Source organism: Pseudomonas sp. FG1 (assembly GCF_034313875.1).
GTDB lineage: Bacteria > Pseudomonadota > Gammaproteobacteria > Pseudomonadales > Pseudomonadaceae > Aquipseudomonas > Aquipseudomonas veronii.
This window is the reverse complement of the sequence record NZ_JAVIWP010000001.1, coordinates 174,348-198,941: the sequence shown is the minus strand read 5'-3', so window position 1 is coordinate 198,941 and position 24,594 is coordinate 174,348. Positions and strand designations below refer to the sequence as shown.

The 24,594-nt window shown below is 59.2% G+C and carries 22 protein-coding genes, 1 tRNA gene and 1 pseudogene; 19 read left to right on the top strand and 5 right to left on the bottom strand.

Features of this window, described 5'->3' with window-relative positions:
- Positions 1-120: 120 nt before the first annotated feature.
- Positions 121-1,815, bottom strand: a complete 1,695-nt coding sequence (locus RGV59_RS00930; protein WP_017847401.1) for a lactate permease LctP family transporter — start codon at positions 1,813-1,815, stop codon at positions 121-123.
- Between the two features lie 261 nt (positions 1,816-2,076).
- Here RGV59_RS00930 and RGV59_RS00925 point away from each other — a divergent pair, with 261 nt between their 5' ends.
- On the top strand, positions 2,077-2,844 hold the full coding sequence (locus RGV59_RS00925; RefSeq protein WP_017847402.1) for an FCD domain-containing protein: 768 nt from the start codon (positions 2,077-2,079) through the stop codon (positions 2,842-2,844).
- A gap of 38 nt (positions 2,845-2,882) precedes the next feature.
- On the opposite strand, the gene smpB is transcribed toward RGV59_RS00925, so the two are convergent.
- A complete protein-coding gene (gene smpB / locus RGV59_RS00920) occupies positions 2,883-3,365 on the bottom strand; it encodes an SsrA-binding protein SmpB (protein WP_017847403.1) in 483 nt (160 codons plus the stop codon).
- A 168-nt stretch (positions 3,366-3,533) separates the two neighbouring features.
- On the opposite strand from smpB, the pseudogene RGV59_RS00915 reads away from it, so the two are divergent.
- A pseudogene (locus RGV59_RS00915) lies at positions 3,534-3,967 on the top strand (type II toxin-antitoxin system RatA family toxin).
- Positions 3,960-4,262: an RnfH family protein gene (locus tag RGV59_RS00910; RefSeq protein ID WP_046382037.1), complete on the top strand. Its 303-nt coding sequence runs from the start codon at positions 3,960-3,962 to the stop codon at positions 4,260-4,262. Before RGV59_RS00915 ends, RGV59_RS00910 begins: the two are co-directional and overlap by 8 nt.
- A gap of 63 nt (positions 4,263-4,325) precedes the next feature.
- Here the strand turns inward: RGV59_RS00910 and RGV59_RS00905 are convergent, their stop codons facing one another.
- Positions 4,326-4,853 carry an outer membrane protein assembly factor BamE gene (locus tag RGV59_RS00905; RefSeq protein WP_046382038.1) on the bottom strand — a complete coding sequence of 176 codons (528 nt, stop codon included), beginning with the start codon at positions 4,851-4,853 and terminating at the stop codon, positions 4,326-4,328.
- Between the two features lie 98 nt (positions 4,854-4,951).
- On the opposite strand from RGV59_RS00905, the gene fur reads away from it, so the two are divergent.
- Positions 4,952-5,356 carry a ferric iron uptake transcriptional regulator gene (fur, locus tag RGV59_RS00900; RefSeq protein ID WP_046385174.1) on the top strand — a complete coding sequence of 135 codons (405 nt, stop codon included), beginning with the start codon at positions 4,952-4,954 and terminating at the stop codon, positions 5,354-5,356.
- An 89-nt stretch (positions 5,357-5,445) separates the two neighbouring features.
- Here fur and recN read toward each other — a convergent pair whose 3' ends face one another.
- Positions 5,446-7,119 carry a DNA repair protein RecN gene (gene recN / locus RGV59_RS00895; RefSeq protein ID WP_046382039.1) on the bottom strand — a complete coding sequence of 558 codons (1,674 nt, stop codon included), beginning with the start codon at positions 7,117-7,119 and terminating at the stop codon, positions 5,446-5,448.
- A 254-nt stretch (positions 7,120-7,373) separates the two neighbouring features.
- On the opposite strand from recN, the gene grpE reads away from it, so the two are divergent.
- The 8 genes from grpE to RGV59_RS00855 all read left to right on the top strand — a co-directional run bounded on the left by grpE (position 7,374) and on the right by RGV59_RS00855 (position 17,840).
- Entirely contained in the window at positions 7,374-7,934 is a 561-nt protein-coding gene (grpE, locus tag RGV59_RS00890) for a nucleotide exchange factor GrpE (protein ID WP_017847409.1), read from the top strand.
- A gap of 102 nt (positions 7,935-8,036) precedes the next feature.
- Entirely contained in the window at positions 8,037-9,953 is a 1,917-nt protein-coding gene (gene dnaK, locus RGV59_RS00885) for a molecular chaperone DnaK (RefSeq protein ID WP_017847410.1), read from the top strand.
- A 316-nt stretch (positions 9,954-10,269) separates the two neighbouring features.
- Positions 10,270-11,394 carry a molecular chaperone DnaJ gene (gene dnaJ / locus RGV59_RS00880; protein WP_057005459.1) on the top strand — a complete coding sequence of 375 codons (1,125 nt, stop codon included), beginning with the start codon at positions 10,270-10,272 and terminating at the stop codon, positions 11,392-11,394.
- 10 nt (positions 11,395-11,404) lie between these two features.
- Complete coding sequence (gene dapB, locus RGV59_RS00875) at positions 11,405-12,211, top strand: 4-hydroxy-tetrahydrodipicolinate reductase (protein WP_026140082.1); 807 nt, start codon at positions 11,405-11,407, stop codon at positions 12,209-12,211.
- Between the two features lie 259 nt (positions 12,212-12,470).
- Entirely contained in the window at positions 12,471-13,607 is a 1,137-nt protein-coding gene (gene carA / locus RGV59_RS00870) for a glutamine-hydrolyzing carbamoyl-phosphate synthase small subunit (RefSeq protein ID WP_026140083.1), read from the top strand.
- A gap of 105 nt (positions 13,608-13,712) precedes the next feature.
- Positions 13,713-16,934 carry a carbamoyl-phosphate synthase large subunit gene (gene carB, locus RGV59_RS00865; protein ID WP_017847414.1) on the top strand — a complete coding sequence of 1,074 codons (3,222 nt, stop codon included), beginning with the start codon at positions 13,713-13,715 and terminating at the stop codon, positions 16,932-16,934.
- Complete coding sequence (gene greA, locus RGV59_RS00860; protein ID WP_017847415.1) at positions 16,931-17,407, top strand: transcription elongation factor GreA; 477 nt, start codon at positions 16,931-16,933, stop codon at positions 17,405-17,407. The genes carB and greA overlap by 4 nt, the downstream gene beginning before the upstream one ends.
- 28 nt (positions 17,408-17,435) lie before the next feature.
- Positions 17,436-17,840, top strand: a complete 405-nt coding sequence (locus RGV59_RS00855; protein ID WP_017847416.1) for a hypothetical protein — start codon at positions 17,436-17,438, stop codon at positions 17,838-17,840.
- 9 nt (positions 17,841-17,849) lie between these two features.
- Here RGV59_RS00855 and RGV59_RS00850 read toward each other — a convergent pair whose 3' ends face one another.
- Positions 17,850-18,158: a YhbY family RNA-binding protein gene (locus tag RGV59_RS00850; protein WP_017139256.1), complete on the bottom strand. Its 309-nt coding sequence runs from the start codon at positions 18,156-18,158 to the stop codon at positions 17,850-17,852.
- 105 nt (positions 18,159-18,263) lie between these two features.
- Between RGV59_RS00850 and rlmE the strand changes: the two genes are divergently transcribed.
- The 7 genes from rlmE (at position 18,264) to RGV59_RS00815 (ending at position 24,557) form a co-directional block, all read left to right on the top strand.
- On the top strand, positions 18,264-18,914 hold the full coding sequence (gene rlmE, locus RGV59_RS00845) for a 23S rRNA (uridine(2552)-2'-O)-methyltransferase RlmE (protein ID WP_017847417.1): 651 nt from the start codon (positions 18,264-18,266) through the stop codon (positions 18,912-18,914).
- A 200-nt stretch (positions 18,915-19,114) separates the two neighbouring features.
- Positions 19,115-21,025, top strand: coding sequence for an ATP-dependent zinc metalloprotease FtsH (gene ftsH / locus RGV59_RS00840; protein ID WP_017847418.1), 1,911 nt, complete (start codon positions 19,115-19,117; stop codon positions 21,023-21,025).
- A gap of 8 nt (positions 21,026-21,033) precedes the next feature.
- Positions 21,034-21,885 (top strand): dihydropteroate synthase, encoded by an 852-nt coding sequence (gene folP, locus RGV59_RS00835; RefSeq protein WP_026140085.1) that lies wholly within the window; start codon positions 21,034-21,036, stop codon positions 21,883-21,885.
- Positions 21,886-21,901: 16 nt separating this feature from the next.
- Positions 21,902-23,239: a phosphoglucosamine mutase gene (gene glmM / locus RGV59_RS00830; RefSeq protein WP_017847420.1), complete on the top strand. Its 1,338-nt coding sequence runs from the start codon at positions 21,902-21,904 to the stop codon at positions 23,237-23,239.
- 66 nt (positions 23,240-23,305) lie between these two features.
- Positions 23,306-24,061 (top strand): triose-phosphate isomerase, encoded by a 756-nt coding sequence (tpiA, locus tag RGV59_RS00825; RefSeq protein WP_026140086.1) that lies wholly within the window; start codon positions 23,306-23,308, stop codon positions 24,059-24,061.
- A 4-nt stretch (positions 24,062-24,065) separates the two neighbouring features.
- The gene (gene secG, locus RGV59_RS00820) at positions 24,066-24,449 is read left to right on the top strand and encodes a preprotein translocase subunit SecG (RefSeq protein WP_010206600.1); all 384 of its coding nucleotides are present in this window, start codon (positions 24,066-24,068) and stop codon (positions 24,447-24,449) included.
- Between the two features lie 22 nt (positions 24,450-24,471).
- Positions 24,472-24,557: transfer RNA gene (locus tag RGV59_RS00815), tRNA-Leu, on the top strand.
- Positions 24,558-24,594: the final 37 nt, after the last annotated feature.

Below are 24,594 nucleotides of genomic sequence, written 5' to 3'. Positions count from 1 at the left end.
GTGGTCCCGGTTGTCCGTCCATCAGGGCCGCAGCGTGTTCAGCGGCCCGGCAGAAGGGTTGTGGAGAGCTGACGCCGAAATCGCGGTTCGGCGTCGGTTATTGCGTGATTACCTGTGGTCTCAATGCACCAGCATGCCGGTGAACCAGTAGGCCTGGGCCAGTGTGATCAGGCCGACGATGGTGGCGAAAAACAGGCTGTGCTTGAGGGTGAAGCGGAACAGGTCGGATTCCTTGCCGACTAGCCCGGTAGCGGCGCAGGCCACAGCGATCGATTGCGGCGAAATCATCTTGCCGGTCACGCCGCCGCTGGTGTTTGCCGCGACCAGCAGGACGTCGTTGACACCGATCTGGTGGGCGGTGGTGGCTTGCAACGAGCTGAACAGGGCGTTGGACGAGGTGTCGGAGCCTGTCAGGAAAACCCCCAGCCAGCCGAGGAACGGCGAGAAGAACGGGAAGGCTGCGCCAGTGCCGGCCAGGACCAATGCCATGGTCGAGGACATGCCCGAGTAGTTGGTGACGAACGCGAACGCCAGCACCATGCCGATGGACAGGATCGGCCAGCGCAGTTCGTAGAAGGTCTCTTTTAAAGTGGTAAGACCAGTTTTGATGTCGATTTTCAATACCAGCATCGAGATCAGCGCGGAAAAGAAAATCGCAGTGCCGGTCGCTGAAATCGGGTCCAGTTTGAATACCGCGGGGATGGCCGTCGGGTTGGTCACGATAGGCGCAACCTTGACCACCAGTTGGTCCAGGTGCGGGATCGCAAAGTTGAACACCCAGCTGTACATCGAGCCGCCTGCGGCGAACATCGCCTTGAAGGGCTTGAGGGTCCAGATGGTCACCAGCACGGTCAGGATCAGGAACGGCGACCAGGCTTTGAAGATTCGCCCCAGGCTGTAGGGCGAAGCGACAGTGCTGCGTGGCAGGCCGAAGCCGCCGGCGCTGGCGGTGATCGTTGCGCTGGAGGTCGCACCGGCAATCTGCGCGCCGGCGGTGCGCTTGGGTTGCCAGATTTTCAGGAATAGAGTCAAGGAAACCAGGCTGGCCAGGGCCGAGGTGATGTCCGGCAGTTCCGGGCCGATGAAGTTGGAGGTGAAGTATTGGGTGATGGCAAAGCTCAAGCCTGCCACCAAGGCGGCCGGCCAGGTTTCGCGCACGCCGCGCAGGCCGTCCATCATGAACACCAGCCAGAACGGAACGAACAGCGACAGCAGTGGCAATTGGCGACCAGTCATGGCGCCGATCTTGAATGCGTCGATGCCGGTCACTTGCCCGGCGACGATGATCGGAATCCCGAGGGCACCGAAGGCGACGGGCGCGGTGTTGGCGATCAGGCACAGGCCGGCGGCGTACAGCGGGTTGAAGCCCAGGCCGACCAGCAGCGCGGCGGTAATCGCCACAGGAGCACCGAAGCCGGCGGCACCTTCCAGGAAGGCGCCGAAGCAGAAGCCGATCAGCAGGACCTGCAGGCGTTGGTCGTCGGTGATCGACAGTACCGAGCTGCGGATGATCTCGAACTGGCCGCTCTTGACTGTCAGTTTGTAGAGGAATACCGCAGCGACGATGATCCAGGCGATGGGCCACAGGCCGTAGGCAAAGCCATAGCCGGCAGCGGCCAGTGCCATGTCTACCGGCATCTGGAAGGCAAAGATCGCCACCAGGATCGACAGCGCCAGCGTGATGCTGCCGGCGACGTGGCCTTTAAGGCGAAACACGGCCAGAGCCAGGAAGAAAAATACGATTGGAATAACGGCGGCCAGTGCGGACAGGCCGAGGCTGCCGAGCGGGCTGTAGAGCTGTTGCCAGGTTTGCATATGGGGTGGCCCCTAATTGTTGTTGGTCAGGCACATTTTAGTCGGCTTGGATAATTGGTAATACCAATTTACAGCCGCTGTTGGCTAGAGTAAAAGCCTAGGCAGGGATGTGTCAATTTGCCGCCTGCGAAACTTTGGTCTTAAGCGGGAGGGCGGGCGCTCTGATCGCATCAATCGAAGATGTTCTGATGGGTGCTGCAAGCGTTGCGATAGGCCAGAATAGAGGCCCCGGCGAGTGGTCGGGATCGTGGAGAGAGAGTTATGGGGTTTGATCAGGTGCGTCAGCGCCGTTTGTCTGACGATATTGTCGAGCAGCTTGAGGGCATGATCCTTGAGGGCACGCTGAAATCGGGCGAGCGCTTGCCGGCCGAGCGCGCGTTGGCTGAAAAGTTCGGCGTTTCGCGCCCCTCGCTGCGTGAGGCGATCCAGAAACTGGCGGCCAAGGGGTTGCTGGTCAGTCGCCAGGGCGGTGGCAATTATGTGTCTGATTCGTTGGGCTCGACGTTCAGCGATCCGTTGTTGCACCTGCTGGAAAACAATCCCGAGGCGCAGCGTGATTTGCTGGAGTTTCGCCAAACCCTCGAAGCGTCCTGTGCCTATTACGCGGCATTGCGCGCTACCGAAGTCGACCGTGAGCGGCTGACGGCGGCCTTTGAAGCGCTACAGGATTGTTACGCGCGCGACGATAAGGTCAGCCGCGCAGAGGAGGGGGCCGCGGATGCGCGGTTTCACTTGGCCATTGCCGAGGCCAGCCACAATGCTGTGCTGTTGCACACCATCCGCGGGTTGTTCGACCTGCTCAAGCGGAACGTGGTGACCAACATTGGCGGCATGTACCAGCAGCGCACGGAAACCCGCGATATGCTGATCAGTCAGCACCGGGACTTGTACCTGGCGATCATCGAGGGGCGGGCCGAGCAAGCGCGGGAAGTCTCAACACGTCACCTGTTGTATGTGCAGGAGGTGTTGGAGGAGGTACGTCAGGAAGTTCAGCGCGTGGCCCGGGCGGCGCGGCGCAAGGGCATGTAGCCAGGGGCGAAGCGCCCTAGGCTACAGCGGCGCAAGGATTATTCTTCCTTGCCCTTGTTGCGCACGGCGCGATGCAGTTCACGGTCGGAATCGCGCTCGCGCTCGGTGTCACGCTTGTCGTATTCCTTCTTGCCTTTGCCCAGTGCGATCTCGCACTTGACCAGATGCTTGCTCCAATACCAGGACAGGCAGACGCAGGCATAGCCTTTCTGCTGTACGGCGGCGGCGAGCTTGTCCAGTTCGCGGGCATTGAGCAGCAGCTTGCGTGTGCGTACCGGGTCGGCAATCACGTGCGTGCTCGCGGTGGTCAGCGGGGTGATATGACTGCCGAGCAGCCATGCCTCGCCATCCTTGAGCAGCACATAGCTGTCGACCAGTTGCAGCTTGCTGGCACGCAGACTTTTTACTTCCCAGCCGGCCAGGACCAGACCAGCCTCGAACCGATGTTCGATGAAGTAATCGTGTCGCGCTTTTTTATTCTGCGCGATGGTCCCTGTGGGGTGTTTCTTTTGTTTAGCCATAGGGGCGGCATTATAGGGCGTTGCGAGCGTGTCGGCTACGGTCAACCTGCGTGCTTGAGCGTGTTGGACGAATCCCGGACAATACCGGCAGTTCTTTGGTTTTTTTCTCTCGCGGATCGGGTTGTTCTTTCGCGATGTTTGCCGCTCAGCTGTGGAAATAACGCTCACATGACGACGCATATTCAACGTTCGGCCCTGCTGCCCTATCCGGCCCAGGTGCTTTATGACCTGGTCAACGACGTGGCGCGTTACCCGGAATTCCTGCCTTGGTGCTCGACCGCCGAGGTGCTGGAAGGCAGTGATGAGCACATGGTTGCCAGTGTCGGGGTGGCCAAGGGGGGCTCAGCCAGCACTTTGTGACACGCAATGTCCTGGTGCCGGGCAAGTCCATTGAAATGAATCTGCAGGAAGGGCCGTTTACCCAATTGCATGGTGTCTGGGTGTTCAAGGCGTTGACCGAGAAAGCCTGCAAGATCAGCCTGGATCTGTCCTTCGATTATGCGGGGCCCATTGTGCGGGCGACGTTGGGGCCTTTGTTCAATCAGGCGGCCAATACCCTGGTCGACGCATTCTGTCAGCGAGCCAAGCAACTGCATGGTTGAGATTGAAGTGGTGTATGCCGGCGTGGATCGCCAGGTGTTGGTGGCGGTCGCGGTGCCAGCGGGGACGAGCCTGCGGGCTGCGGTGCAGGCGTCGGGGATTGCTACGCACTTTCCTGAGGTGAACCTTGCTGATTGCCCGTTGGGGGTATTCGGTAAGGCAGTGGTCGACCCCGATACCTGCACCGTGCAGTCAGGTGATCGTATCGAGATCTACCGCCCGCTGCTGGCCGACCCCAAAGAAGTGCGGCGGCTGCGTGCGGCCAAGGCGGCGTTGGCCAAGCAACAGCGTTCATAGGCCGGCGAATCTGCAGGCAACAAAAAGCCCGGCATGCCGGGCTTTTTATCGAGCGCCGCAAACTTACTGCGGGCTGGTGTCCAGAGGCTGTGGCGTCGGGACTGGAACTGTTTGTACGCGGTCGACGTCTTTCTGGATCTTGTCGAGCAATGAGCCAGGCTTGGCCGGTACTTCGGATTTCGGCTTCTCGGCTTCCTGCGCAGGCGCAGTCACGTTGGTGCCGTTATCCTTGCCCAGCAAGGCTTCATCGCGGCTTACGCCGGGCATGAAATCGCCGGACAGACTGACCAGTTGATCATTGCCATTGAAGATGACGCTGACGCGCTCCTGTTGGCGTTCACCGCCCCCAGGCTGGATGCTGTAGAGATAATCCCAGCGATCGGCGTGGAAAGTGTCAGTCAGCAGGGGGTTGCCCATAATAAACCGTACTTGCCGTCGGGTCATTCCCGGGCGTAACTGGTCTATCATGTCCTGCGTGACGACATTGCCCTGCTGGATGTCGATTTTGTAAACCCCGGGGAATGAACAACCGGCGAGTGCGAGCAGTCCCACAAAGGTGAAACTGGTTAGCAAGAGCTTGGTGTTTTGCATCGGTGGGCGACTTCCACTATCTTGGCTGGGACAACGTAAACGCCGATCATACCCGTATTAAGAGAAGCTGCGAAGCAGCATCCGCGAGAAAGCTAACCATGGTTGAAAATAGCGAACTACGCAAAGCCGGTCTTAAAGTGACTCTGCCACGCGTCAAGATTCTACAAATGCTCGATTCTGCTGAGCAGCGCCACATGAGTGCCGAGGATGTTTACAAGGCGCTGATGGAGTCCAATGAGGACGTTGGCCTGGCCACGGTTTACCGCGTGCTGACCCAGTTTGAAGCCGCGGGGCTGGTGGTTCGTCATAATTTCGATGGCGGTCACGCAGTGTTCGAATTGGCTGATGGTGGTCATCACGACCACATGGTCGACGTGGACACTGGTGAGGTTATCGAATTCACCAACCCGGAAATCGAGCGGTTGCAGAAGGCAATTGCCGAGGAGCATGGCTACGAGTTGTCGGACCACAATTTGGTTCTTTACGTACGTAAGAAAAAGTAAAAATCGACGCAGATTCGCTCTGCGGAACGATTGAAGGCGACCCCCGGGTCGCCTTCGTGCTTTCTACAGAGAGAAAATTGCCGGTTCGGTCAGGCCTTCGCTGCCACCACCATTTTCTTCGCGTGGGCCAGGGACTCCTTGGTCAGGTCGATACCGCCGAGCATGCGCGCGACTTCCTCCACGCGTTCCGACTTGTTCAGCTTGGACACCGCCGTATGCGTCGCATCGCTGCCGCGTACTTTGTGTACAAACAAATGCTGATGCCCTTGGGCGGCTACTTGCGGTAAGTGGGTAACCGTCAGCACCTGGCCGCGATCCCCCAGGCGACGCAGCAGTTGGCCGACAATTTCTGCGGTCGGGCCACCAATGCCAACGTCTACCTCGTCAAAGACCAGCGTCGGAACCCGTGAGGTTTGGGCGGTGATCACTTGAATCGCCAGGCTGATCCGCGATAGTTCGCCCCCGGAGGCGACTTTTGCCAGTGCTTTGAGCGGCTGCCCTGGGTTGGCGCTGACCAGCAGTTCTACCTGTTCCAGGCCGTGGGGCTGCAGTTCGGCGCTGGTATTGCTGTGCAGTTCGATGGTGAAGCGGCCGCCGGGCATGCCGAGGCGCTGGATTTCCTGCTCGACCGCGCTGGCCAGGCTCGTGGCGGCTTGATGGCGCAGATCGCTCAGTTCGCGGGCCTTCTCTTGGTAATGGCGGGCGAAAGAAGCCAGTTCGTCGCCCAGGCGCTCAATGGACTCGTCATTCGCGTTCAGGGTTTCGATTTCATCCAGCAGCTTCTGCTGCATCGTTGCCACTTCAGTCGGCTGGATCCGATGTTTGCGCGCCAGGGTGTAGATGGTGTCCAGGCGTTCTTCTATTTCCTGCAGGCGTGCCGGGTCGGCGTCGAAGTGATCGAGGAAGCGGTTCAGTTCGCCTACGGCTTCTTCTACCTGGATTTGCGCACTGGTCAGCAAGGTCGTGGCTTCATTCAGCGAGCCGGACGCATTGTTCACGCTGGACAGCCGATTGAGGCTGACGGTCAGTGCATTGAGCACATTGCCCGAGTCGCTCTCGCTGCATTGCTCCACCACCTGGCGACAAATACCCAGCAGGGTTTCGGCGTTGGTGAGGTTCTTGTGTTCCTGCTCAAGCTGTTCCAGCTCGCTTTCGCCGAGGCCAAGGCTTTCGAGCTCTTCGAGTTGATAGCTGAGCAATTGGTGGCGTGCGCGTTGCTCGTCGCCGGAATTGGAGAGGCGCTCCAGTTCCAGGCGGGTCTGGCGCCAACGTTGGGCGGCGAGCTGGACCTGGCGGGCGAGGTCGGTGGCGCCGGCGTATTCATCGAGCAGGCGGCGATGGGTGTCGGTTTTGAGCAGGGATTGGTGTTCGTGCTGGCTGTGGATATCGATCAGCAGCTCGCCCAGGGCCTTCAAGTCACCCAGCGGGCAGGGCGTGCCGTTGATGTAGCCACGGGAGCGGCCTTCGGCGGTGATGACCCGGCGCAGGATGCACGGCCCTTCATTATTAAGGTCGCGCTCGGCAAGCCAGGCTTCGGCTTCGGGGATGTCCGCCAGGTCGAAGGTCGCCAGGATGTCGGCCTTGTCTGCGCCGGGGCGTACCACGCCACTGTCGGCGCGGTCGCCCAGGGTCAGGCCGAGGGCGTCGAGCATGATCGACTTGCCGGCGCCGGTTTCGCCTGTGATTACGCTCATCCCGCGATCCAGTTCGAGATCCAGATGTTCAACGATGGCGTAGTTATGTACGGACAGGTGCACGAGCATGACGGCCGCTCCCAGGCTTTAGGTCTGGTTATTTATACAGTGTTTTGTTCCGGGCTGACAATCCTGGCGCTTAGCTCGATTTGCTTGCTTCGATGTTTTTTTTAGTGCGAAGAGGAATGAATGGGTCGGAATTGATCTGGATCAGATGAAAGACTTTTGGTGACGCCCGCACCCTTGAACCTGGAAATTGTGGCCCCATATACCGGAACAGAAGCGCGAGTTGAGTTCGCGCATGATTTTGAAAGGAGAAATCTATGGCTGACGAACAGACGCAGGATACGCAAACTCCAGACGCCAATTCGGCTGCCGGTGATGAGCTGGCGACTCGTGTGCAAGTGCTCGAAGAGCAATTGGCCGCTGCGCAGGATCAATCTTTGCGTGTTGCCGCCGATCTGCAGAACGTCCGCCGCCGTGCCGAGCAGGATGTAGAAAAGGCCCACAAGTTCGCGCTGGAAAAATTCGCCGGTGATCTGTTGCCGATCATCGACAGCCTGGAGCGCGGCCTTGAGTTGTCCAACCCGGATGACGAAAACATCCGCCCGATGCGTGAAGGTATCGAGCTGACCCTGAAAATGTTCCAGGACACCCTGAAGCGTTATCAGTTGGAGGCTGTCGATCCGCAAGGCGGCGAGCCGTTCAACGCCGAGCATCACCAGGCCATGGCGATGCAGGAAAGTCATGACCTTGAGCCAAACAGCGTGTTGAAAGTATTCCAGAAGGGATACCAGCTCAACGGTCGCCTGCTGCGTCCAGCAATGGTCGTGGTCAGCAAGGCGCCTGCACCGGTTTCACCTTCGATTGATGAGCAGGCTTGAAATACGCCGCAAGGCCCCCATTTATAAGTCAAGCGTTTAAGTGCTACCGCAGTTAGCCACCACTGCTGCGGCATCCAAATTCAAGTTTCGGGAGAGTAAATCATGGGCAAAATTATCGGTATCGACCTGGGGACCACCAACTCCTGCGTCTCCGTGCTGGAAAACGGCGTTGCAAAAGTCATCGAAAACGCCGAAGGCGCGCGTACTACGCCGTCGATCATTGCTTACGCCAACGACGGCGAAATCCTCGTCGGTCAGTCGGCCAAGCGTCAGGCGGTGACCAACCCGCACAACACCCTGTACGCGGTGAAGCGTTTGATCGGGCGTAAGTTCGAGGAAGAAGTCGTACAGAAAGACATCAAGATGGTCCCTTACAAAATCGCCAAGGCTGACAACGGTGACGCCTGGGTTGAAGTGAACGGCCAGAAAATGTCGCCGCCACAGATCTCGGCTGAAATCTTGAAAAAGATGAAGAAAACCGCCGAAGACTACCTCGGTGAAGCGGTGACTGAAGCGGTGATCACCGTTCCGGCCTACTTCAACGACAGCCAGCGCCAGGCGACCAAAGACGCCGGCCGCATCGCGGGCCTGGACGTAAAACGTATCATCAACGAACCAACCGCAGCCGCTCTGGCCTACGGCATGGACAAAGCCAAGGGCGACCACACTGTCATCGTTTATGACCTGGGTGGCGGTACCTTCGACGTGTCCGTGATCGAAATCGCGGAAGTTGACGGCGAGCACCAGTTCGAAGTGTTGGCCACCAACGGCGACACCTTCCTGGGTGGTGAAGACTTCGACATCCGTCTGATCGACTACCTCGTTGACGAGTTCAAGAAAGAAAGCGGCATGAACCTCAAGGGTGACCCTCTGGCCATGCAGCGTCTGAAAGAAGCTGCCGAGAAAGCCAAGATCGAGCTGTCTTCGGCTCAGTCGACCGACGTTAACCTGCCGTACATCACTGCAGACGCTACCGGTCCTAAGCACTTGAACGTGAAGATCTCGCGCGCCAAGCTGGAAGCGCTGGTTGAAGACCTGGTTCAGCGCACCATCGAACCTTGCCGCATCGCGCTGAAAGACTCCGGCATCGAAGTGAGTGCGATCAACGACGTGATCCTGGTCGGCGGTCAGACCCGTATGCCACTGGTTCAGAAGTTGGTGACCGAGTTCTTCGGCAAAGAAGCACGTAAAGACGTGAACCCGGACGAAGCTGTTGCCATGGGTGCTGCCATCCAGGGTGCGGTACTGGCCGGCGACGTGAAAGACGTATTGCTGCTGGACGTCAGCCCGCTGACCCTGGGTATCGAAACCATGGGTGGCGTGATGACTGCGCTGATCGAGAAAAACACCACGATTCCTACCAAGAAATCGCAAGTGTTCTCGACGGCCGATGACAACCAGGGCGCCGTGACCATTCACGTGCTGCAAGGTGAGCGTAAGCAAGCGGCGCAGAACAAGTCCCTGGGCAAGTTCGACCTGGCCGAGATTCCACCAGCACCACGTGGCGTGCCACAAATCGAAGTGACCTTCGACATCGACGCCAACGGCATCTTGCACGTAGGCGCCAAAGACAAGGCTACTGGCAAAGAGCAGAAGATCACCATCAAGGCCAACTCTGGTCTGTCTGATGAAGAAATTCAGCAGATGATTCGTGATGCGGAAACCAATGCCGAGGCTGACAAGAAGTTCGAAGAGTTGGCGGCTGCCCGTAACCAGGGCGACGCACTGGTACACTCGACGCGCAAAATGATCGCTGAAGCTGGCGACAAAGTGACTGCCGAAGAGAAGACCGCAATCGAAGCGGCCTTGGTTGCCCTGGAAGCCGCAGTTAAAGGCGACGACAAGGCTGCCATCGAAGCCAAGGTTGAGGAACTGTCGAAGGTCTCCGCGCCGGTTGCTCAGAAAATGTACGCCGAGCAAGGTCAGCCAGCTGACGGTGCCGCGCATCAGGCAGAGCCTGAAGCCAAGCACGATGACGTTGTCGATGCCGAGTTCGAAGAAGTCAAAGAGCAGAAGTAATCTGCTTGGCCGGTTGACCGCTATCAAGCGGTGACTGGTAGGATGTCGCCGCGCGGGAGCTTGCTCCCGCGTTGGCGTGTCTGGGGTATGCGAATTTTTACAGCATGCGACAAGGCTCGGATGCTGGCGGTGTGATCGGGAATGCTCCTGCTTTCCGGCGACAGTCACCGCGTTTTTGGCCGGGTCCCTGGCTGAAAGCTGTTATGACCAGGATCGTTGAATTGACGTGAGTTGGGTCCGGGCCTGTATTGGGGCTCAACGAGTTCGGCAAGGCTCAGGAGGGTCTGGCTGAACGTCCTTAAGAGTGCAAAGACTTATGGCAAAGCGTGACTATTACGAAGTATTGGGTGTGGAGCGCGGTTCCAGCGAGGCGGACCTGAAGAAGGCTTACCGTCGCCTGGCGATGAAGCACCACCCGGACCGTAATCCGGATAACAAAGAATCCGAAGAAATGTTCAAGGAGGCCAACGAGGCCTACGAATGCCTGTGTGATCCCAACAAGCGTGCGGCCTACGACCAGTACGGTCACGCCGGCGTCGACCCGAGCATGGGTGGCGGCGGTGCTGGCTTCGGCGGCCAGAACTTCTCCGATATTTTCGGCGATGTGTTCAGCGACTTCTTCGGCGGTGGCCGCGGTGGTCAGCGTGGCGGTGCCCAGCGCGGCAGCGACCTGCGCTACACCCTGGAACTGAACCTGGAAGAAGCCGTGCGCGGCACCAGCGTCAATATCCGCGTGCCGACGCTGGTCAACTGCAAGCCGTGCGATGGTTCGGGGGCCAAGAAAGGCTCCTCGCCGATCACCTGCCCGACCTGCGGTGGTATCGGTCAGGTCCGCATGCAGCAGGGCTTCTTCTCGGTGCAGCAAACCTGCCCGCGGTGCCAAGGCCAAGGCAAGATCATTTCTGACCCGTGCGATTCCTGCCACGGCGAAGGGCGTGTCGAAGAGTACAAAACCCTGTCGGTCAAAGTGCCTGCGGGCGTGGATACCGGTGACCGCATTCGCCTGTCGGGCGAAGGCGAGGCGGGGACCCAGGGTGGCCCGACGGGTGACCTGTATGTGGTGATCAATGTGCGCGAGCACTCGATCTTCCAGCGCGACGGCAAGCACCTGTTCTGCGAAGTGCCGATCAGCTTCGTCGATGCGGCCCTGGGCGGCGAGCTGGAGATTCCGACTCTGGATGGTCGGGTCAAGCTCAAGATCCCTGAGGGGACGCAGACCGGCAAGCAGTTCCGTATCCGTGGCAAAGGCGTGGCGCCGGTGCGTGGTGGCGGTGCGGGCGACCTGATGTGCCGTGTCACGGTGGAAACGCCGGTCAACCTGGGCCGTCGCCAACGCGAGTTGCTCGAAGAGTTCCGCAGTTCGCTGGAAGGCGACGACTCCCACTCGCCGAAAACCACGGGTTTCTTCGATGGCGTGAAGCGCTTCTTCGGCGACTTGTAAGGAATTGAGTATGCGACGTATAGCCGTAATGGGCGCTGCCGGGCGCATGGGTAAAACCCTGATCGAAGCGGTACAGCAGCGCTCGCCGGCCTCCGGCCTGACCGCGGCGATCGTTCGCCCAGGCAGTACGCTGATCGGCGCCGATGCCGGTGAGCTGGCTTCGCTGGGGCGTATCGGGGTGTCGTTGTCCGGCAACCTGGAGCAGGTGGCGGACGAATTCGACGTGCTGATCGACTTTACGCTGCCGGACGTGATGCTGAAAAACCTGGCGTTCTGCCGCAAGGCGGGCAAGGCCATGGTGATCGGCACCACCGGCTTGAGCGCTGAGCAGAAGCAGTTGCTGGTCGAGGCGGGCAAGGATATTCCCATCGTGTTTGCCGCCAACTTCAGCGTGGGCGTGAACCTGTCGCTCAAGCTGCTGGATCTGGCGGCGCGCGTGCTGGGCGATGAGGCGGATATCGAAATCATCGAGACCCATCATCGCCACAAGATCGATGCGCCGTCGGGAACCGCGTTGCGCATGGGTGAGGCTATCGCCGATGCCCTGGGTCGCGACTTGTCGAAGGTGGCGGTGTACGGGCGTGAAGGTCATACCGGCGCGCGTGCGCGTGACACCATTGGTTTTGCCACCGTTCGTGGTGGCGATGTCGTCGGTGATCACACCGTGCTGTTCGCCACTGAAGGCGAGCGCCTGGAAATCACGCACAAAGCCTCCAGCCGCATGACATTCGCCAAGGGTGCGGTGCGTGCCGCGCTGTGGCTGGATGGGCGTGCGCCGGGTCTGTATGACATGCGCGATGTGCTGGATCTGCACTAATCAGTAGCTAAAATGGGGCCTCGGGATTATCCTAAGGCCCCGTTTTTACCCGCTAAGCGACGTCCTGTCGCATTCTCCTGCCTTTAAGGCTCATTAGCGGTGGACCAAAACAGCCTTTTTCTGTAAGCTACAGCTTTAGTGTGTCCACTAAAAGCGCGCAGAATAATTCAGTGAAGAAGCGGGGTGACGTGTCCATACGTCACTCCGCTTTTTTACAACCTGCGATCGCCCTTTCAGGCTTTATTTACGGGAGGTCTTCTTGACTAAGCCAGCCATACTCGCCCTTGCTGATGGCAGCATTTTTCGCGGCGAAGCCATTGGAGCCGACGGTCAAACCGTTGGAGAGGTGGTGTTTAACACTGCCATGACCGGCTATCAGGAAATCCTTACCGATCCTTCCTACGCCCAACAGATCGTTACCCTGACTTATCCGCACATTGGCAACACCGGTACTACACCGCAAGACGTCGAGTCCAATCGTGTCTGGTCCGCGGGCCTGGTGATTCGTGACCTGCCACTGGTTGCGAGCAACTGGCGTAGCACGATGTCGCTGTCCGATTACCTGAAAGCCAACAACGTTGTGGCGATCGCCGGTATCGATACGCGCCGCCTGACACGCATCCTGCGTGAAAAAGGCTCGCAGAACGGCTGCATCATGGTCGGTGAGAATATCTCCGAGGCTGCGGCAATTGCTGCGGCGCAAGGCTTCCCTGGCCTGAAGGGCATGGACCTGGCGAAAGTCGTCAGCACCCAGGAACAGTACGATTGGCGCTCCACTGTCTGGGACTTGAAGACCGACAGCCACGCGACCATCGACGCTGCTGATCTGCCCTACCACGTAGTGGCCTACGACTACGGCATCAAGTACAACATCCTGCGCATGCTGGTCGAGCGCGGTTGCCGCGTGACCGTGGTGCCGGCGCAAACCCCGGCCAGCGACGTCCTGGCGTTGCAGCCGGACGGCGTGTTCCTGTCCAACGGCCCGGGTGACCCTGAGCCATGCGACTACGCCATCAAGGCGATCAAGGACGTGCTGGAGACCGAGATCCCGGTGTTCGGTATCTGCCTGGGCCACCAACTGCTCGCTCTGGCCTCCGGCGCCAAGACCCTGAAAATGGGGCACGGCCACCACGGCGCGAACCACCCTGTACAGGACCTGGACACTGGCGTAGTGATGATCACCAGCCAGAACCACGGTTTTGCGGTGGATGAAACGACCTTGCCGGCCAACGTCCGTGCGACCCACAAGTCGCTGTTCGACGGTTCCCTGCAAGGCATCGAGCGCACCGACAAGAGCGCGTTCAGCTTCCAGGGCCACCCTGAAGCCAGCCCGGGCCCGAACGACGTAGCGCCGCTGTTCGACCGTTTCATCAATGAGATGGCCAAGCGACGCTGACTGAGCGGCCTGCGGGCGGCCCCGACTGTCGGTGGCCCCCGCAGGCTCTTCAAAGATTGTTCAAGACGGCTTGCCGACTGACCTGCGGATTTGAGTGACAAACCCATGCCAAAACGTACAGACATAAAAAGCATCCTGATTCTCGGCGCTGGCCCGATCGTGATCGGCCAGGCCTGCGAATTCGACTACTCCGGCGCGCAGGCCTGTAAAGCCCTGCGCGAGGAGGGTTACCGCGTCATCCTGGTGAACTCCAACCCGGCCACCATCATGACCGACCCGGCCATGGCCGACGCCACCTACATCGAGCCGATCAAGTGGCAGACCGTTGCCAAGATCATCGAGAAAGAGCGTCCGGACGCACTGCTGCCGACCATGGGCGGCCAGACCGCCCTGAACTGCGCCCTCGACCTGGAACGCGAAGGCATTCTGGAAAAATTCGGCGTTGAGATGATCGGTGCCAACGCTGACACCATCGACAAGGCCGAAGACCGTTCGCGCTTCGACAAGGCGATGAAATCCATCGGCCTGGCGTGCCCGCGTTCCGGTATCGCCCACAGCATGGAAGAAGCCAATGCGGTCCTCGAGACCCTGGGCTTCCCGTGCATCATCCGTCCGTCCTTCACCATGGGCGGCACTGGTGGCGGTATTGCGTACAACCGTGAAGAGTTCGAAGAAATCTGCGCCCGCGGCCTGGACCTGTCGCCGACCAAAGAGCTGCTGATCGACGAATCCCTGATCGGCTGGAAAGAATATGAGATGGAGGTTGTCCGCGATAAGAAGGACAACTGCATCATCGTCTGCTCCATCGAGAACTTCGACCCGATGGGCGTGCACACCGGTGACTCGATCACTGTTGCTCCGGCACAGACCCTGACCGACAAGGAATACCAGATCCTGCGTGACGCCTCCCTGGCGGTACTGCGCGAGATCGGCGTGGAGACTGGCGGTTCCAACGTGCAGTTCGGTATCTGCCCGAACACCGGCCGCATGGTCGTGATCGAGATGAACCCGCGTGTGTCCCGTTCGTCGGCCCTGGCCTCGAAAGCCACCGGTTTCCCGATCGCCAAGGTCGCGGCCAAGCTGGCTGTGGGTTACACCCTGGACGAACTGTCGAACGACATCACCGGCGGCAAGACCCCGGCGTCCTTCGAGCCGTCCATCGACTACGTCGTGACCAAGCTGCCACGTTTCGCCTTCGAGAAGTTCCCCAAGGCTGACGCGCGCCTGACCACCCAGATGAAGTCGGTCGGCGAAGTCATGGCCATTGGCCGGACCTTCCAGGAATCCCTGCAGAAAGCCCTGCGCGGCCTCGAAGTCGGTGTTTGCGGCCTGGACGAGAAGCTCGACCTGAGCAATCCGGAAAGCATGAGCGTGCTCAAGCGCGAGCTGACCGTGCCGGGTGCCGAGCGTATCTGGTACGTCGCTGACGCGTTCCGCGCCGGCATGACCGTCGAAGACATCTTCGGCATGAACATGATCGATCCGTGGTTCCTGGTGCAGATCGAAGATCTGATCAAGGAAGAAGAGAAGGTCAAGACCCTGGGTCTGGCCAGCATCGACCGCGACACCATGTTCCGCCTCAAGCGCAAAGGTTTCTCCGACCAGCGCCTGGCCAAGTTGCTGGGTGTGACTGAGAAAAACCTGCGCACTCATCGCCACAAGCTGGACATCTTCCCGGTCTATAAGCGCGTTGACACCTGCGCCGCCGAGTTTTCCACCGACACCGCCTACCTGTACTCCACCTACGAGGAAGAGTGCGAAGCTGCGCCGTCGGGTCGCGACAAGATCATGATCCTGGGTGGCGGTCCGAACCGTATCGGCCAGGGCATCGAGTTCGACTACTGCTGCGTACACGCCGCCCTCGCCCTGCGCGAAGACGGGTACGAGACCATCATGGTCAACTGCAACCCGGAAACCGTTTCCACCGACTACGACACTTCCGACCGCCTGTACTTCGAGCCGGTCACCCTGGAAGACGTGCTGGAAATCGTGCGCGTCGAGAAGCCTAAAGGCGTGATCGTCCAGTACGGCGGCCAAACCCCGCTGAAACTGGCTCGCGCCCTCGAAGCCGCTGGCGTGCCGATCATCGGCACCAGCCCAGACGCCATCGACCGTGCCGAAGACCGTGAGCGCTTCCAGCAAATGGTCGAGCGCCTGAACCTGCGTCAGCCGCCAAACGCTACCGTGCGCAGCGAAGACGAAGCCCTGCGTGCGGCCAGCAAGATCGGCTACCCGCTGGTGGTGCGTCCGTCCTACGTACTGGGCGGCCGGGCGATGGAAATCGTCTACGAAGAAGAAGAACTCAAGCGTTACCTGCGTGATGCGGTGAAAGTGTCCAACGACAGCCCGGTGCTGCTGGACCACTTCCTCAACTGCGCCATCGAGATGGACGTGGATGCGGTTTGCGACGGTACTGACGTGGTCATCGGCGCAATCATGCAGCACATCGAACAGGCGGGCGTTCACTCCGGTGACTCCGCGTGCTCGCTGCCGCCTTACTCGCTGCCGCTGCACATCCAGGACGAGATGCGCGAACAGGTCAAGAAAATGGCCCTGGAACTGGGTGTGGTCGGCCTGATGAACGTACAGTTGGCGCTGCAAGGCGAAGACATCTACGTCATCGAAGTCAACCCGCGCGCCTCGCGTACCGTGCCGTTCGTGTCCAAGTGCATCGGTGTGTCCCTGGCCATGATCGCTGCCCGCGTGATGGCCGGTAAGACCCTGAAGGAAATCGGCTTCACCAAGGAAATCATTCCGAACTTCTACAGCGTGAAAGAGGCGGTGTTCCCATTCGCCAAATTCCCTGGCGTGGACCCGATCCTGGGCCCAGAGATGAAGTCCACCGGTGAAGTGATGGGCGTGGGCGATACCTTCGGTGAAGCGTTCGCCAAGGCCCAGATGGGCGCCAGCGAAGTGCTGCCGACCGGCGGTACTGCGTTCATCAGCGTGCGCGACGATGACAAGCCACTGGTTGCAGGCGTGGCCCGTGATCTGATCAACTTGGGCTTCGAGATCGTGGCCACCGCCGGGACCGCCAGGCTGATTGAAGCGGCGGGTCTGAAAGTGCGTCGCGTGAACAAGGTGACGGAAGGCCGTCCGCATGTGGTCGATATGATCAAGAATGACGAAGTCACTCTGATCATCAACACCACTGAGGGTCGTCAGTCGATTGCGGATTCTTACTCCATTCGTCGTAATGCCTTGCAGCACAAGATCTACTGCACCACGACCATTGCTGCTGGCGAAGCTATCTGCGAAGCGCTCAAGTTCGGTCCGGAAAAGACCGTGCGTCGCTTGCAGGATCTACACGCAGGATTGAAGGCATGATCAAATACCCAATGACCGTTCGGGGCGCCAAGGCCCTGGAAGAGGAGCACGCCCATCTGACCAAGGTCGTACGTCCAAAGCTGAGCCAGGACATCGGTACGGCCCGCGAGCTGGGTGACTTGAAGGAAAACGCCGAATACCACGCTGCCCGCGAGCAGCAGGGTATGGTCGAGGCGCGGATCCGTGACATCGAAGGCCGTATGCAGAATGCGGTCATCATCGACGTCACGACCATCCCGCACACCGGCAAAGTGATTTTCGGCACCACGGTGGAAATCGCCAATGTCGAAACCGACGAAAGCGTGGTGTACCACATCGTCGGTGAAGACGAAGCTGACTTCAAACTCGGCAAGATCTCCGTCGGTTCGCCACTGGCCCGTGCCTTGATTGCCAAGGAAGAGGGTGATGTGGTGGTTGTGAAAACGCCCGGTGGCGTGATCGAGTACGAGATTGTTGAAGTTCGCCATGTCTGAAAGGCGGCGCCCGCTTCGTGCGGGCGCCATGCTTTGGCAGTTTGCCCAGATGCTGTGGGTGGGCGGCCTGTGGTTGTTGCATATTGGCGTGTTACCGGCGTTGGGGCTGATTGGCCTGGCGCCGTTGTTGATCGATGAGATCGATGGATTACTGAGTGCGCTGCTGGTGGGTTTTGCGGCGGCGTGCGTGACGCTTCAGGCGCTGGTGCTGATCAAGGCCGAAGGCTTGGGGAGTTTGTGGCGGGATATTCGCGGCCAACTGCTGTTGATGGCGCTGTATGCATGTGCAATGTATTGCATCGTGCATGTGTGGCTGCCGGAAGCGTTGCGCTGGCAGCTATTCAGCTATCTTGTGCTAGGGTTTTCCGGCCTGGTGCTGGTGATGCAGCCGGCGCCTGGGTGGAGTGGCGGGGCGCGCGAAGCACGCCCGTGACCCTTGTTGTCATTTGAAGCGATGAACGTTCGACAGTTGCTTGTTGACGCTGAAGTTCTTGCGATACAGCAGTGCCATCTTGCCGATGACCTGAACCAGGTCCGCCTTGCCAACCTTGCACAGTTCTGCAATGGCGGCCAGGCGCGCTTCGCGGTCAAGGATGTTGACCTTGATCTTGATCAGTTCGTGATCGCCCAATGCGCGTTCAAGTTCGGCTAACACACCTTCAGTCAAACCGTTGTCGGCCACGATCAAAACTGGTTTCAGATGGTGGCCAATGGATTTGTACTGTTTCTTCTGCTCTTGAGTGAGCGGCATAATCTGACCCCTGCGTCTGATCTTGTAAAAAGCGGCGGCCAGTTTACCCGAGCGAGTCCGGGACCGCCCAGTTAATCACGACCCGTTTTATTTTCGAGGTGGCCCGTGGCCCGTTCCAAAACTAGCCTTAAGTGGCTGCAAGAGCATTTCAACGACCCTTACGTCAAAAAGGCGCAAAAGGACGGCTACCGTTCCCGGGCCAGCTACAAGCTGCTGGAGCTTCAGGACAAGGACAAACTGTTCCGTCCCGGCATGAGCGTGATCGACCTGGGCGCCGCCCCGGGTGGCTGGTCCCAGGTGGCCAGTCGTCTGATTGGCGGGCAAGGCCGGTTGATCGCTTCCGACATCCTGGAGATGGACAGCATCCCGGATGTGACCTTCGTCCATGGTGACTTTACCCAGGACGCGGTGTTAGCTGAGATCCTGCAGGCTGTGGGAAATTCGCAGGTGGACCTTGTGATTTCCGACATGGCCCCCAATATGAGTGGATTACCGGCTGTTGATATGCCGCGAGCCATGTTCCTGTGCGAGTTGGCGCTGGATCTGGCGGGGCGGGTATTGCGTCCGGGTGGTGATTTCCTGGTCAAGGTCTTCCAGGGCGAGGGTTTCGACGAGTACCACAAGAACATCCGCAAGCTGTTCGATAAGGTGCAGATGCGCAAACCGGACTCCTCACGGGATCGGTCTCGCGAGCAATATCTGCTGGCGCGGGGGTTCCGCGGTATCGAAGGTGCAGCGAGTGATGAGCGCCTTTGAAGGTTTGAGGGGAGTCGATAGGTTTTTTTATATCGCTTTCGTCACGAAGCTTTACGAATATTGTGTAGTCAAAGTTTCACAAAGGGTTACAGACGGCGCCTGCCAGAGTTGTAGGTAATGTAGTAAGTTAGGCCGGTGAATATCATGCGAAGCGCGCGCCAGTAGCGGAGCTTGCTTCAGAGGGTAGTTAATTGAACGATATGGCAAAGAATCTGATCCTGTGGTTGATCATCGCGGCTGTCCTGGTGACGGTGATGAACAACTTCTCCAGCCCTAACGAGCCGCAGACCCTCAACTATTCCGACTTCATCCAGCAAGTTAAGGATGGCAAGGTCGAGCGCGTAGCGGTTGATGGCTACGTGATTACCGGCAAGCGCAACGATGGCGACGGCTTCAAGACCATTCGTCCGGCAATCCAGGACAACGGTCTGATCGGCGACCTGGTGGATAACCACGTGATCGTCGAAGGCAAGCTGCCTGAGCAGCAGAGCATCTGGACTCAACTCCTGGTGGCAAGCTTCCCGATCCTGGTGATCATCGCCGTGTTCATGTTCTTCATGCGCCAGATGCAAGGTGGTGCAGGAGGCAAGGGCGGGCCGATGAGTTTCGGCAAGAGCAAGGCGCGCCTGCTCTCCGAAGACCAGGTGAAGACCACCCTGGCTGACGTCGCTGGTTGCGACGAAGCCAAGGAAGAAGTGGGTGAGCTGGTCGAGTTCCTGCGTGATCCGGGCAAGTTCCAGCGCCTGGGTGGCCGCATTCCACGCGGTGTGCTGATGGTCGGCCCGCCGGGTACCGGTAAAACCTTGCTGGCCAAGGCGATTGCCGGTGAAGCCAAGGTGCCGTTCTTCACCATTTCCGGTTCGGACTTCGTCGAAATGTTCGTCGGCGTCGGTGCCAGCCGTGTTCGCGACATGTTCGAGCAGGCCAAGAAACACGCGCCATGCATCATCTTCATCGATGAAATCGACGCCGTTGGTCGCCATCGTGGTGCTGGCATGGGCGGTGGTCACGATGAACGTGAGCAGACCCTCAACCAGTTGCTGGTGGAGATGGACGGGTTTGAAATGAATGACGGCATCATCGTCATTGCCGCAACCAACCGTCCGGATGTGTTGGACCCTGCATTGCTGCGTCCAGGCCGTTTCGACCGTCAGGTTGTGGTGGGCTTGCCGGATATCCGTGGTCGTGAACAGATCCTGAAAGTCCACATGCGTAAAGTGCCCATGGGCGACGACGTCGCTCCGGCCGTGATTGCCCGCGGTACGCCTGGCTTCTCCGGTGCCGACCTGGCCAACCTGGTGAACGAGGCTTCGCTGTTTGCGGCCCGCACCGGCAAGCGCATCGTGGAAATGAAAGAGTTCGAACTGGCCAAAGACAAGATCATGATGGGCGCCGAGCGCAAATCCATGGTCATGTCCGAGAAAGAGAAGCAGAACACCGCTTATCACGAAGCCGGTCACGCTATCGTGGGGCGCGTCGTGCCTGAGCATGACCCGGTCTACAAAGTGTCGATCATTCCTCGTGGTCGGGCGCTGGGTGTGACCATGTTCCTGCCGGAAGAGGATCGCTACAGCCTCTCCAAGCGTGCGTTGATCAGTCAGATCTGCTCGCTGTACGGCGGCCGGATTGCTGAAGAGATGACCCTGGGCTTTGACGGTGTCACCACCGGTGCTTCCAACGACATCATGCGTGCCAGCCAGATTGCGCGGAACATGGTGACCAAATGGGGCCTGTCGGAAAAACTCGGTCCTTTGATGTACGCCGAGGAAGAAGGTGAAGTGTTCCTGGGGCGTGGCGGTGGCGGTCAAAGTGCCAGCTTCTCCGGTGAGACAGCCAAGCTGATCGACTCCGAAGTGCGCAGCATCATTGACCAGTGCTACGGCACGGCCAAGCAGATCCTCACCGACAACCGCGACAAGCTGGATGCCATGGCGGATGCGCTGATGAAGTACGAAACCATTGATGCCGATCAGATCGACGACATCATGGCGGGCCGTACACCGCGTGAACCTCGCGATTGGGAAGGTGGTTCGGGCACCTCTGGCACGCCGCCAGTGGTTCAGAACGAACGCCCCGAAAACCCGATCGGCGGTCCTGCAGCTGACCACTAAGGTTTGAAATGACTTTTGCGTCGTCCTCCACCCGGTTGCCTTGCGGCAGCCGGGTTCTTGATTTGGCCCATACGCATGTCATGGGCATTCTTAATGTAACCCCCGATTCCTTTTCCGATGGTGGTCGCTTCAATCAGCTCGATGCTGCGTTGCGTCACGCCGAGGCGATGGTGGCGGCGGGTGCGACCTTGATCGATGTCGGCGGCGAGTCGACCCGGCCCGGTGCTCGCGTGGTTTCTCCCGTGGAGGAGCTGGAGCGGGTGGCGCCGATCGTCGAGCGCATCGCTCGCGAGCTGGATGTGATCATTTCCGTGGATACGTCGACCCCGGCGGTGATGCGCGAAACGGCGCGCCTGGGTGCGGGGCTGATCAACGATGTGCGTTCGTTGCAGCGTGATGGCGCGCTGGACGCCGCCGCAGCGACCGGCCTGCCGGTGTGCCTGATGCATATGCTGGGCGAGCCCGGCACCATGCAGGACAATCCGCACTACGATGATCTGGTTGGCGAAGTGAGCGGGTTCCTGGCTGATCGCATTGCTCAATGCGCCGCCGTAGGGATTGCTGCCGACAAGATCATCCTCGATCCGGGGTTTGGTTTCGCCAAGACCCTGCAGCACAATCTAAGTCTGTTCAAGCATATGGAAGCCTTGCATGCCCTGGGTCGACCTTTGTTGGTCGGCGTTTCGCGCAAGAGCATGATAGGTCTGGCGCTGAATCGCCCGGTGGGCGAGCGGCTTTATGGTGGGTTGGCGCTGGCGGCACTTGCTGTGACCAAGGGTGCGCGTATCTTGCGTGTGCATGATGTCGCTGAGACCGTGGATGTTGTCCGCATGATTGCCGCAGTAGAATCGGCCGAATAAGAATGATGGAGCACTTATGACAAAGAAATACTTTGGCACCGACGGTATCCGTGGTCGGGTCGGCGAGTTTCCGATTACCCCCGATTTCATGCTCAAGCTGGGTTGGGCGGCAGGCATGGCGTTCCGCAGCATGGGCGCGTGCCGCATCCTGGTGGGCAAGGACACGCGTATCTCAGGCTATATGTTTGAGTCTGCGCTGGAGGCCGGTTTGTCCGCCGCCGGTGCCGATGTAATGCTGCTGGGCCCGATGCCGACCCCGGCGATCGCTTACCTGACGCGTACCTTCCATGCCGAAGCCGGCATTGTGATCAGTGCTTCGCACAATCCTCATGATGACAACGGCATCAAGTTCTTCTCGGGGCAGGGCACCAAGCTGCCGGATGAGATCGAGCTGATGATCGAAGAGCTGCTGGATGCGCCGATGACGGTGGTCGAGTCCAGCAAGCTGGGCAAGGTGTCGCGGATCAACGACGCCTCTGGCCGTTATATCGAATTCTGTAAGAGCAGTGTGCCAAGCAGCACCAATTTCGCCGGGCTGAAGATCGTCGTCGACTGTGCCCATGGTGCGACCTATAAAGTGGCGCCGAGCGTATTCAAGGAGCTGGGTGCGGAAGTGACGGTGCTGTCGGCCCAGCCTAACGGGTTGAACATCAACGAAAACTGCGGCTCCACGCATATGGAGCAATTGCAGGCTGCCGTCCTGGCCGAGCATGCCGACCTGGGTATTGCCTTTGATGGCGACGGCGACCGCGTGCTGATGGTGGATCACACCGGCGCCGTGGTTGATGGCGATGACTTGATGTTCATCATTGCCCGCGACCTGCATGAGCGTAACCGCTTGCAGGGTGGTGTCGTCGGTACGCTGATGAGCAATCTCGGGCTGGAGTTGGCACTGGGCGAGCTGGGCATTCCTTTTGTGCGTGCCAATGTCGGGGATCGTTATGTGATTGCCGAACTGCTGGAGCGCAATTGGCAGATCGGTGGCGAGAACTCCGGGCATGTCGTGTGCTTCCAGCACACCACCACGGGCGACGCGATCATCGCCGCGCTGCAGGTGCTGTTGGCGTTGCGCCGTCGCCAGGAAAGCCTGGCCCAGGCGCGGCAAGCCCTGCGCAAGTGCCCGCAAGTGCTGCTCAATGTGCGCTTTGCCGGTGGCGACAACCCGATCGAACACCCGGCTGTCAAAGCGGCCTGCGAGCGCGTGACCCTGGCAATGGCGGGGCGTGGGCGCGTGTTGCTGCGCAAGTCCGGCACAGAGCCGCTGGTGCGCGTCATGGTCGAAGGTGAGGACGAAACCCTGGTTCGCGGGCATGCCGAAGACCTGGCAAAACTAGTAACTGAAGTTTGCTCCTGAATTCGGCTTGCCAGTGATGGTGTGGTTGGGTAACATCTGCGCCCACTTTGACCGACGAGGTACAGCATGCGTCGCACTATGGTAGCTGGTAACTGGAAGATGCACGGTACCCGCGCCAGTGTCGCTGAGCTGATCAATGGCCTTCGTCACTTGGCCTTGCCGAGCGGTGTTGATATCGCGGTTTTTCCATCTTGCTTGCATATCAACCAAGTGGTTGATGGCTTGAAAGGTAAGTCGATTCAGGTCGGCGCGCAGAACTGCGCAATGGAACCCATGCAAGGTGCGCTGACAGGTGAGATTTCGCCAAGTCAGTTGGTTGATGCGGGTTGTTCCTACGTGCTTGTCGGGCACTCCGAGCGCCGTCAGTTGATGGGCGAACGGGATGGGACGCTCAATCGCAAGTTCGCAGCGGCACAGGCTTGTGGCTTGATTCCGGTGTTGTGCATAGGGGAGACCCTTGAACAGCGCGAATCGGGCAAGACTCTTGAAGTTGTCTCGCGTCAGCTGGGCAGCATCATCGAGGAGCTGGGTGTTGGTGCGTTTGCGAAGGCAGTCATCGCTTACGAGCCGGTCTGGGCCATTGGCACCGGGCTGACTGCAACACCGCAACAGGCGCAGGATGTGCATGCAGCTATCCGCGCGCAGTTGGCGGCAGAGAATTCTGAGGTCGCACAAGGTGTGCGGCTTCTATACGGCGGCAGCGTGAAGGCGGCCAATGCGGTCGAACTGTTCGGCATGCCGGATATCGATGGGGGGCTCATTGGTGGAGCTTCCCTGAATGCAGATGAGTTCGGTGCGATTTGTCGCGCCGCGGGAAACTGAAAAAATGCTGGAAACAGTCGTAGTCGTTTTTCATCTGTTGGCTGCCCTGGGCGTAGTTGCCCTGGTTTTGTTGCAACAGGGTAAAGGTGCGGATGCTGGTGCGTCTTTCGGTGCAGGTGCTTCAAATACTGTGTTCGGAAGCCAAGGTTCCTCTACCTTTCTTAGTAAGTTTACTGCTATACTTGCCGCAGGTTTCTTCATAACCAGCTTAGGGTTAGGTTACTTTGCTAAAGAGAAAGCTCATGTGCTGACTCAAGTAGGTTTGCCAAACCCAGCAGTATTGGAAGTACCAAAAGCAAAACCGGCTTCTGATGATGTCCCGGTGCTTCAAGAGCAAAAGTCGGCTACTCCAGCGACTGACGTGCCTCCAGCTCAAGAGCAGAAGTAAGAAGGGTTGTAAACGCTGTATTGCCGAGGTGGTGGAATTGGTAGACACGCAACCTTGAGGTGGTTGTGCCCATAGGGTGTAGGGGTTCGAGTCCCCTTCTCGGTACCAATTATCAGGAGAGCCCGCTGTTGCGGGCTTTCTTGTA

Coding starts and splice junctions, on each gene's coding strand:
- folP (WP_026140085.1), top strand. CDS start 21,034: ATGACTTTTGCGTCGTCCTCCACCCGGTTGCCTTGCGGCAGCCGGGTT.
- dnaK (WP_017847410.1), top strand. CDS start 8,037: ATGGGCAAAATTATCGGTATCGACCTGGGGACCACCAACTCCTGCGTC.
- grpE (WP_017847409.1), top strand. CDS start 7,374: ATGGCTGACGAACAGACGCAGGATACGCAAACTCCAGACGCCAATTCG.
- RGV59_RS00850 (WP_017139256.1), bottom strand. CDS start 18,158: ATGCCGCTCACTCAAGAGCAGAAGAAACAGTACAAATCCATTGGCCAC.
- fur (WP_046385174.1), top strand. CDS start 4,952: ATGGTTGAAAATAGCGAACTACGCAAAGCCGGTCTTAAAGTGACTCTG.
- greA (WP_017847415.1), top strand. CDS start 16,931: ATGATCAAATACCCAATGACCGTTCGGGGCGCCAAGGCCCTGGAAGAG.
- carB (WP_017847414.1), top strand. CDS start 13,713: ATGCCAAAACGTACAGACATAAAAAGCATCCTGATTCTCGGCGCTGGC.
- dnaJ (WP_057005459.1), top strand. CDS start 10,270: ATGGCAAAGCGTGACTATTACGAAGTATTGGGTGTGGAGCGCGGTTCC.
- RGV59_RS00905 (WP_046382038.1), bottom strand. CDS start 4,853: ATGCAAAACACCAAGCTCTTGCTAACCAGTTTCACCTTTGTGGGACTG.
- secG (WP_010206600.1), top strand. CDS start 24,066: ATGCTGGAAACAGTCGTAGTCGTTTTTCATCTGTTGGCTGCCCTGGGC.
- glmM (WP_017847420.1), top strand. CDS start 21,902: ATGACAAAGAAATACTTTGGCACCGACGGTATCCGTGGTCGGGTCGGC.
- tpiA (WP_026140086.1), top strand. CDS start 23,306: ATGCGTCGCACTATGGTAGCTGGTAACTGGAAGATGCACGGTACCCGC.
- RGV59_RS00925 (WP_017847402.1), top strand. CDS start 2,077: ATGGGGTTTGATCAGGTGCGTCAGCGCCGTTTGTCTGACGATATTGTC.
- dapB (WP_026140082.1), top strand. CDS start 11,405: ATGCGACGTATAGCCGTAATGGGCGCTGCCGGGCGCATGGGTAAAACC.
- recN (WP_046382039.1), bottom strand. CDS start 7,119: ATGCTCGTGCACCTGTCCGTACATAACTACGCCATCGTTGAACATCTG.
- RGV59_RS00910 (WP_046382037.1), top strand. CDS start 3,960: ATGGTTGAGATTGAAGTGGTGTATGCCGGCGTGGATCGCCAGGTGTTG.
- RGV59_RS00855 (WP_017847416.1), top strand. CDS start 17,436: ATGCTTTGGCAGTTTGCCCAGATGCTGTGGGTGGGCGGCCTGTGGTTG.
- RGV59_RS00930 (WP_017847401.1), bottom strand. CDS start 1,815: ATGCAAACCTGGCAACAGCTCTACAGCCCGCTCGGCAGCCTCGGCCTG.
- smpB (WP_017847403.1), bottom strand. CDS start 3,365: ATGGCTAAACAAAAGAAACACCCCACAGGGACCATCGCGCAGAATAAA.
- ftsH (WP_017847418.1), top strand. CDS start 19,115: ATGGCAAAGAATCTGATCCTGTGGTTGATCATCGCGGCTGTCCTGGTG.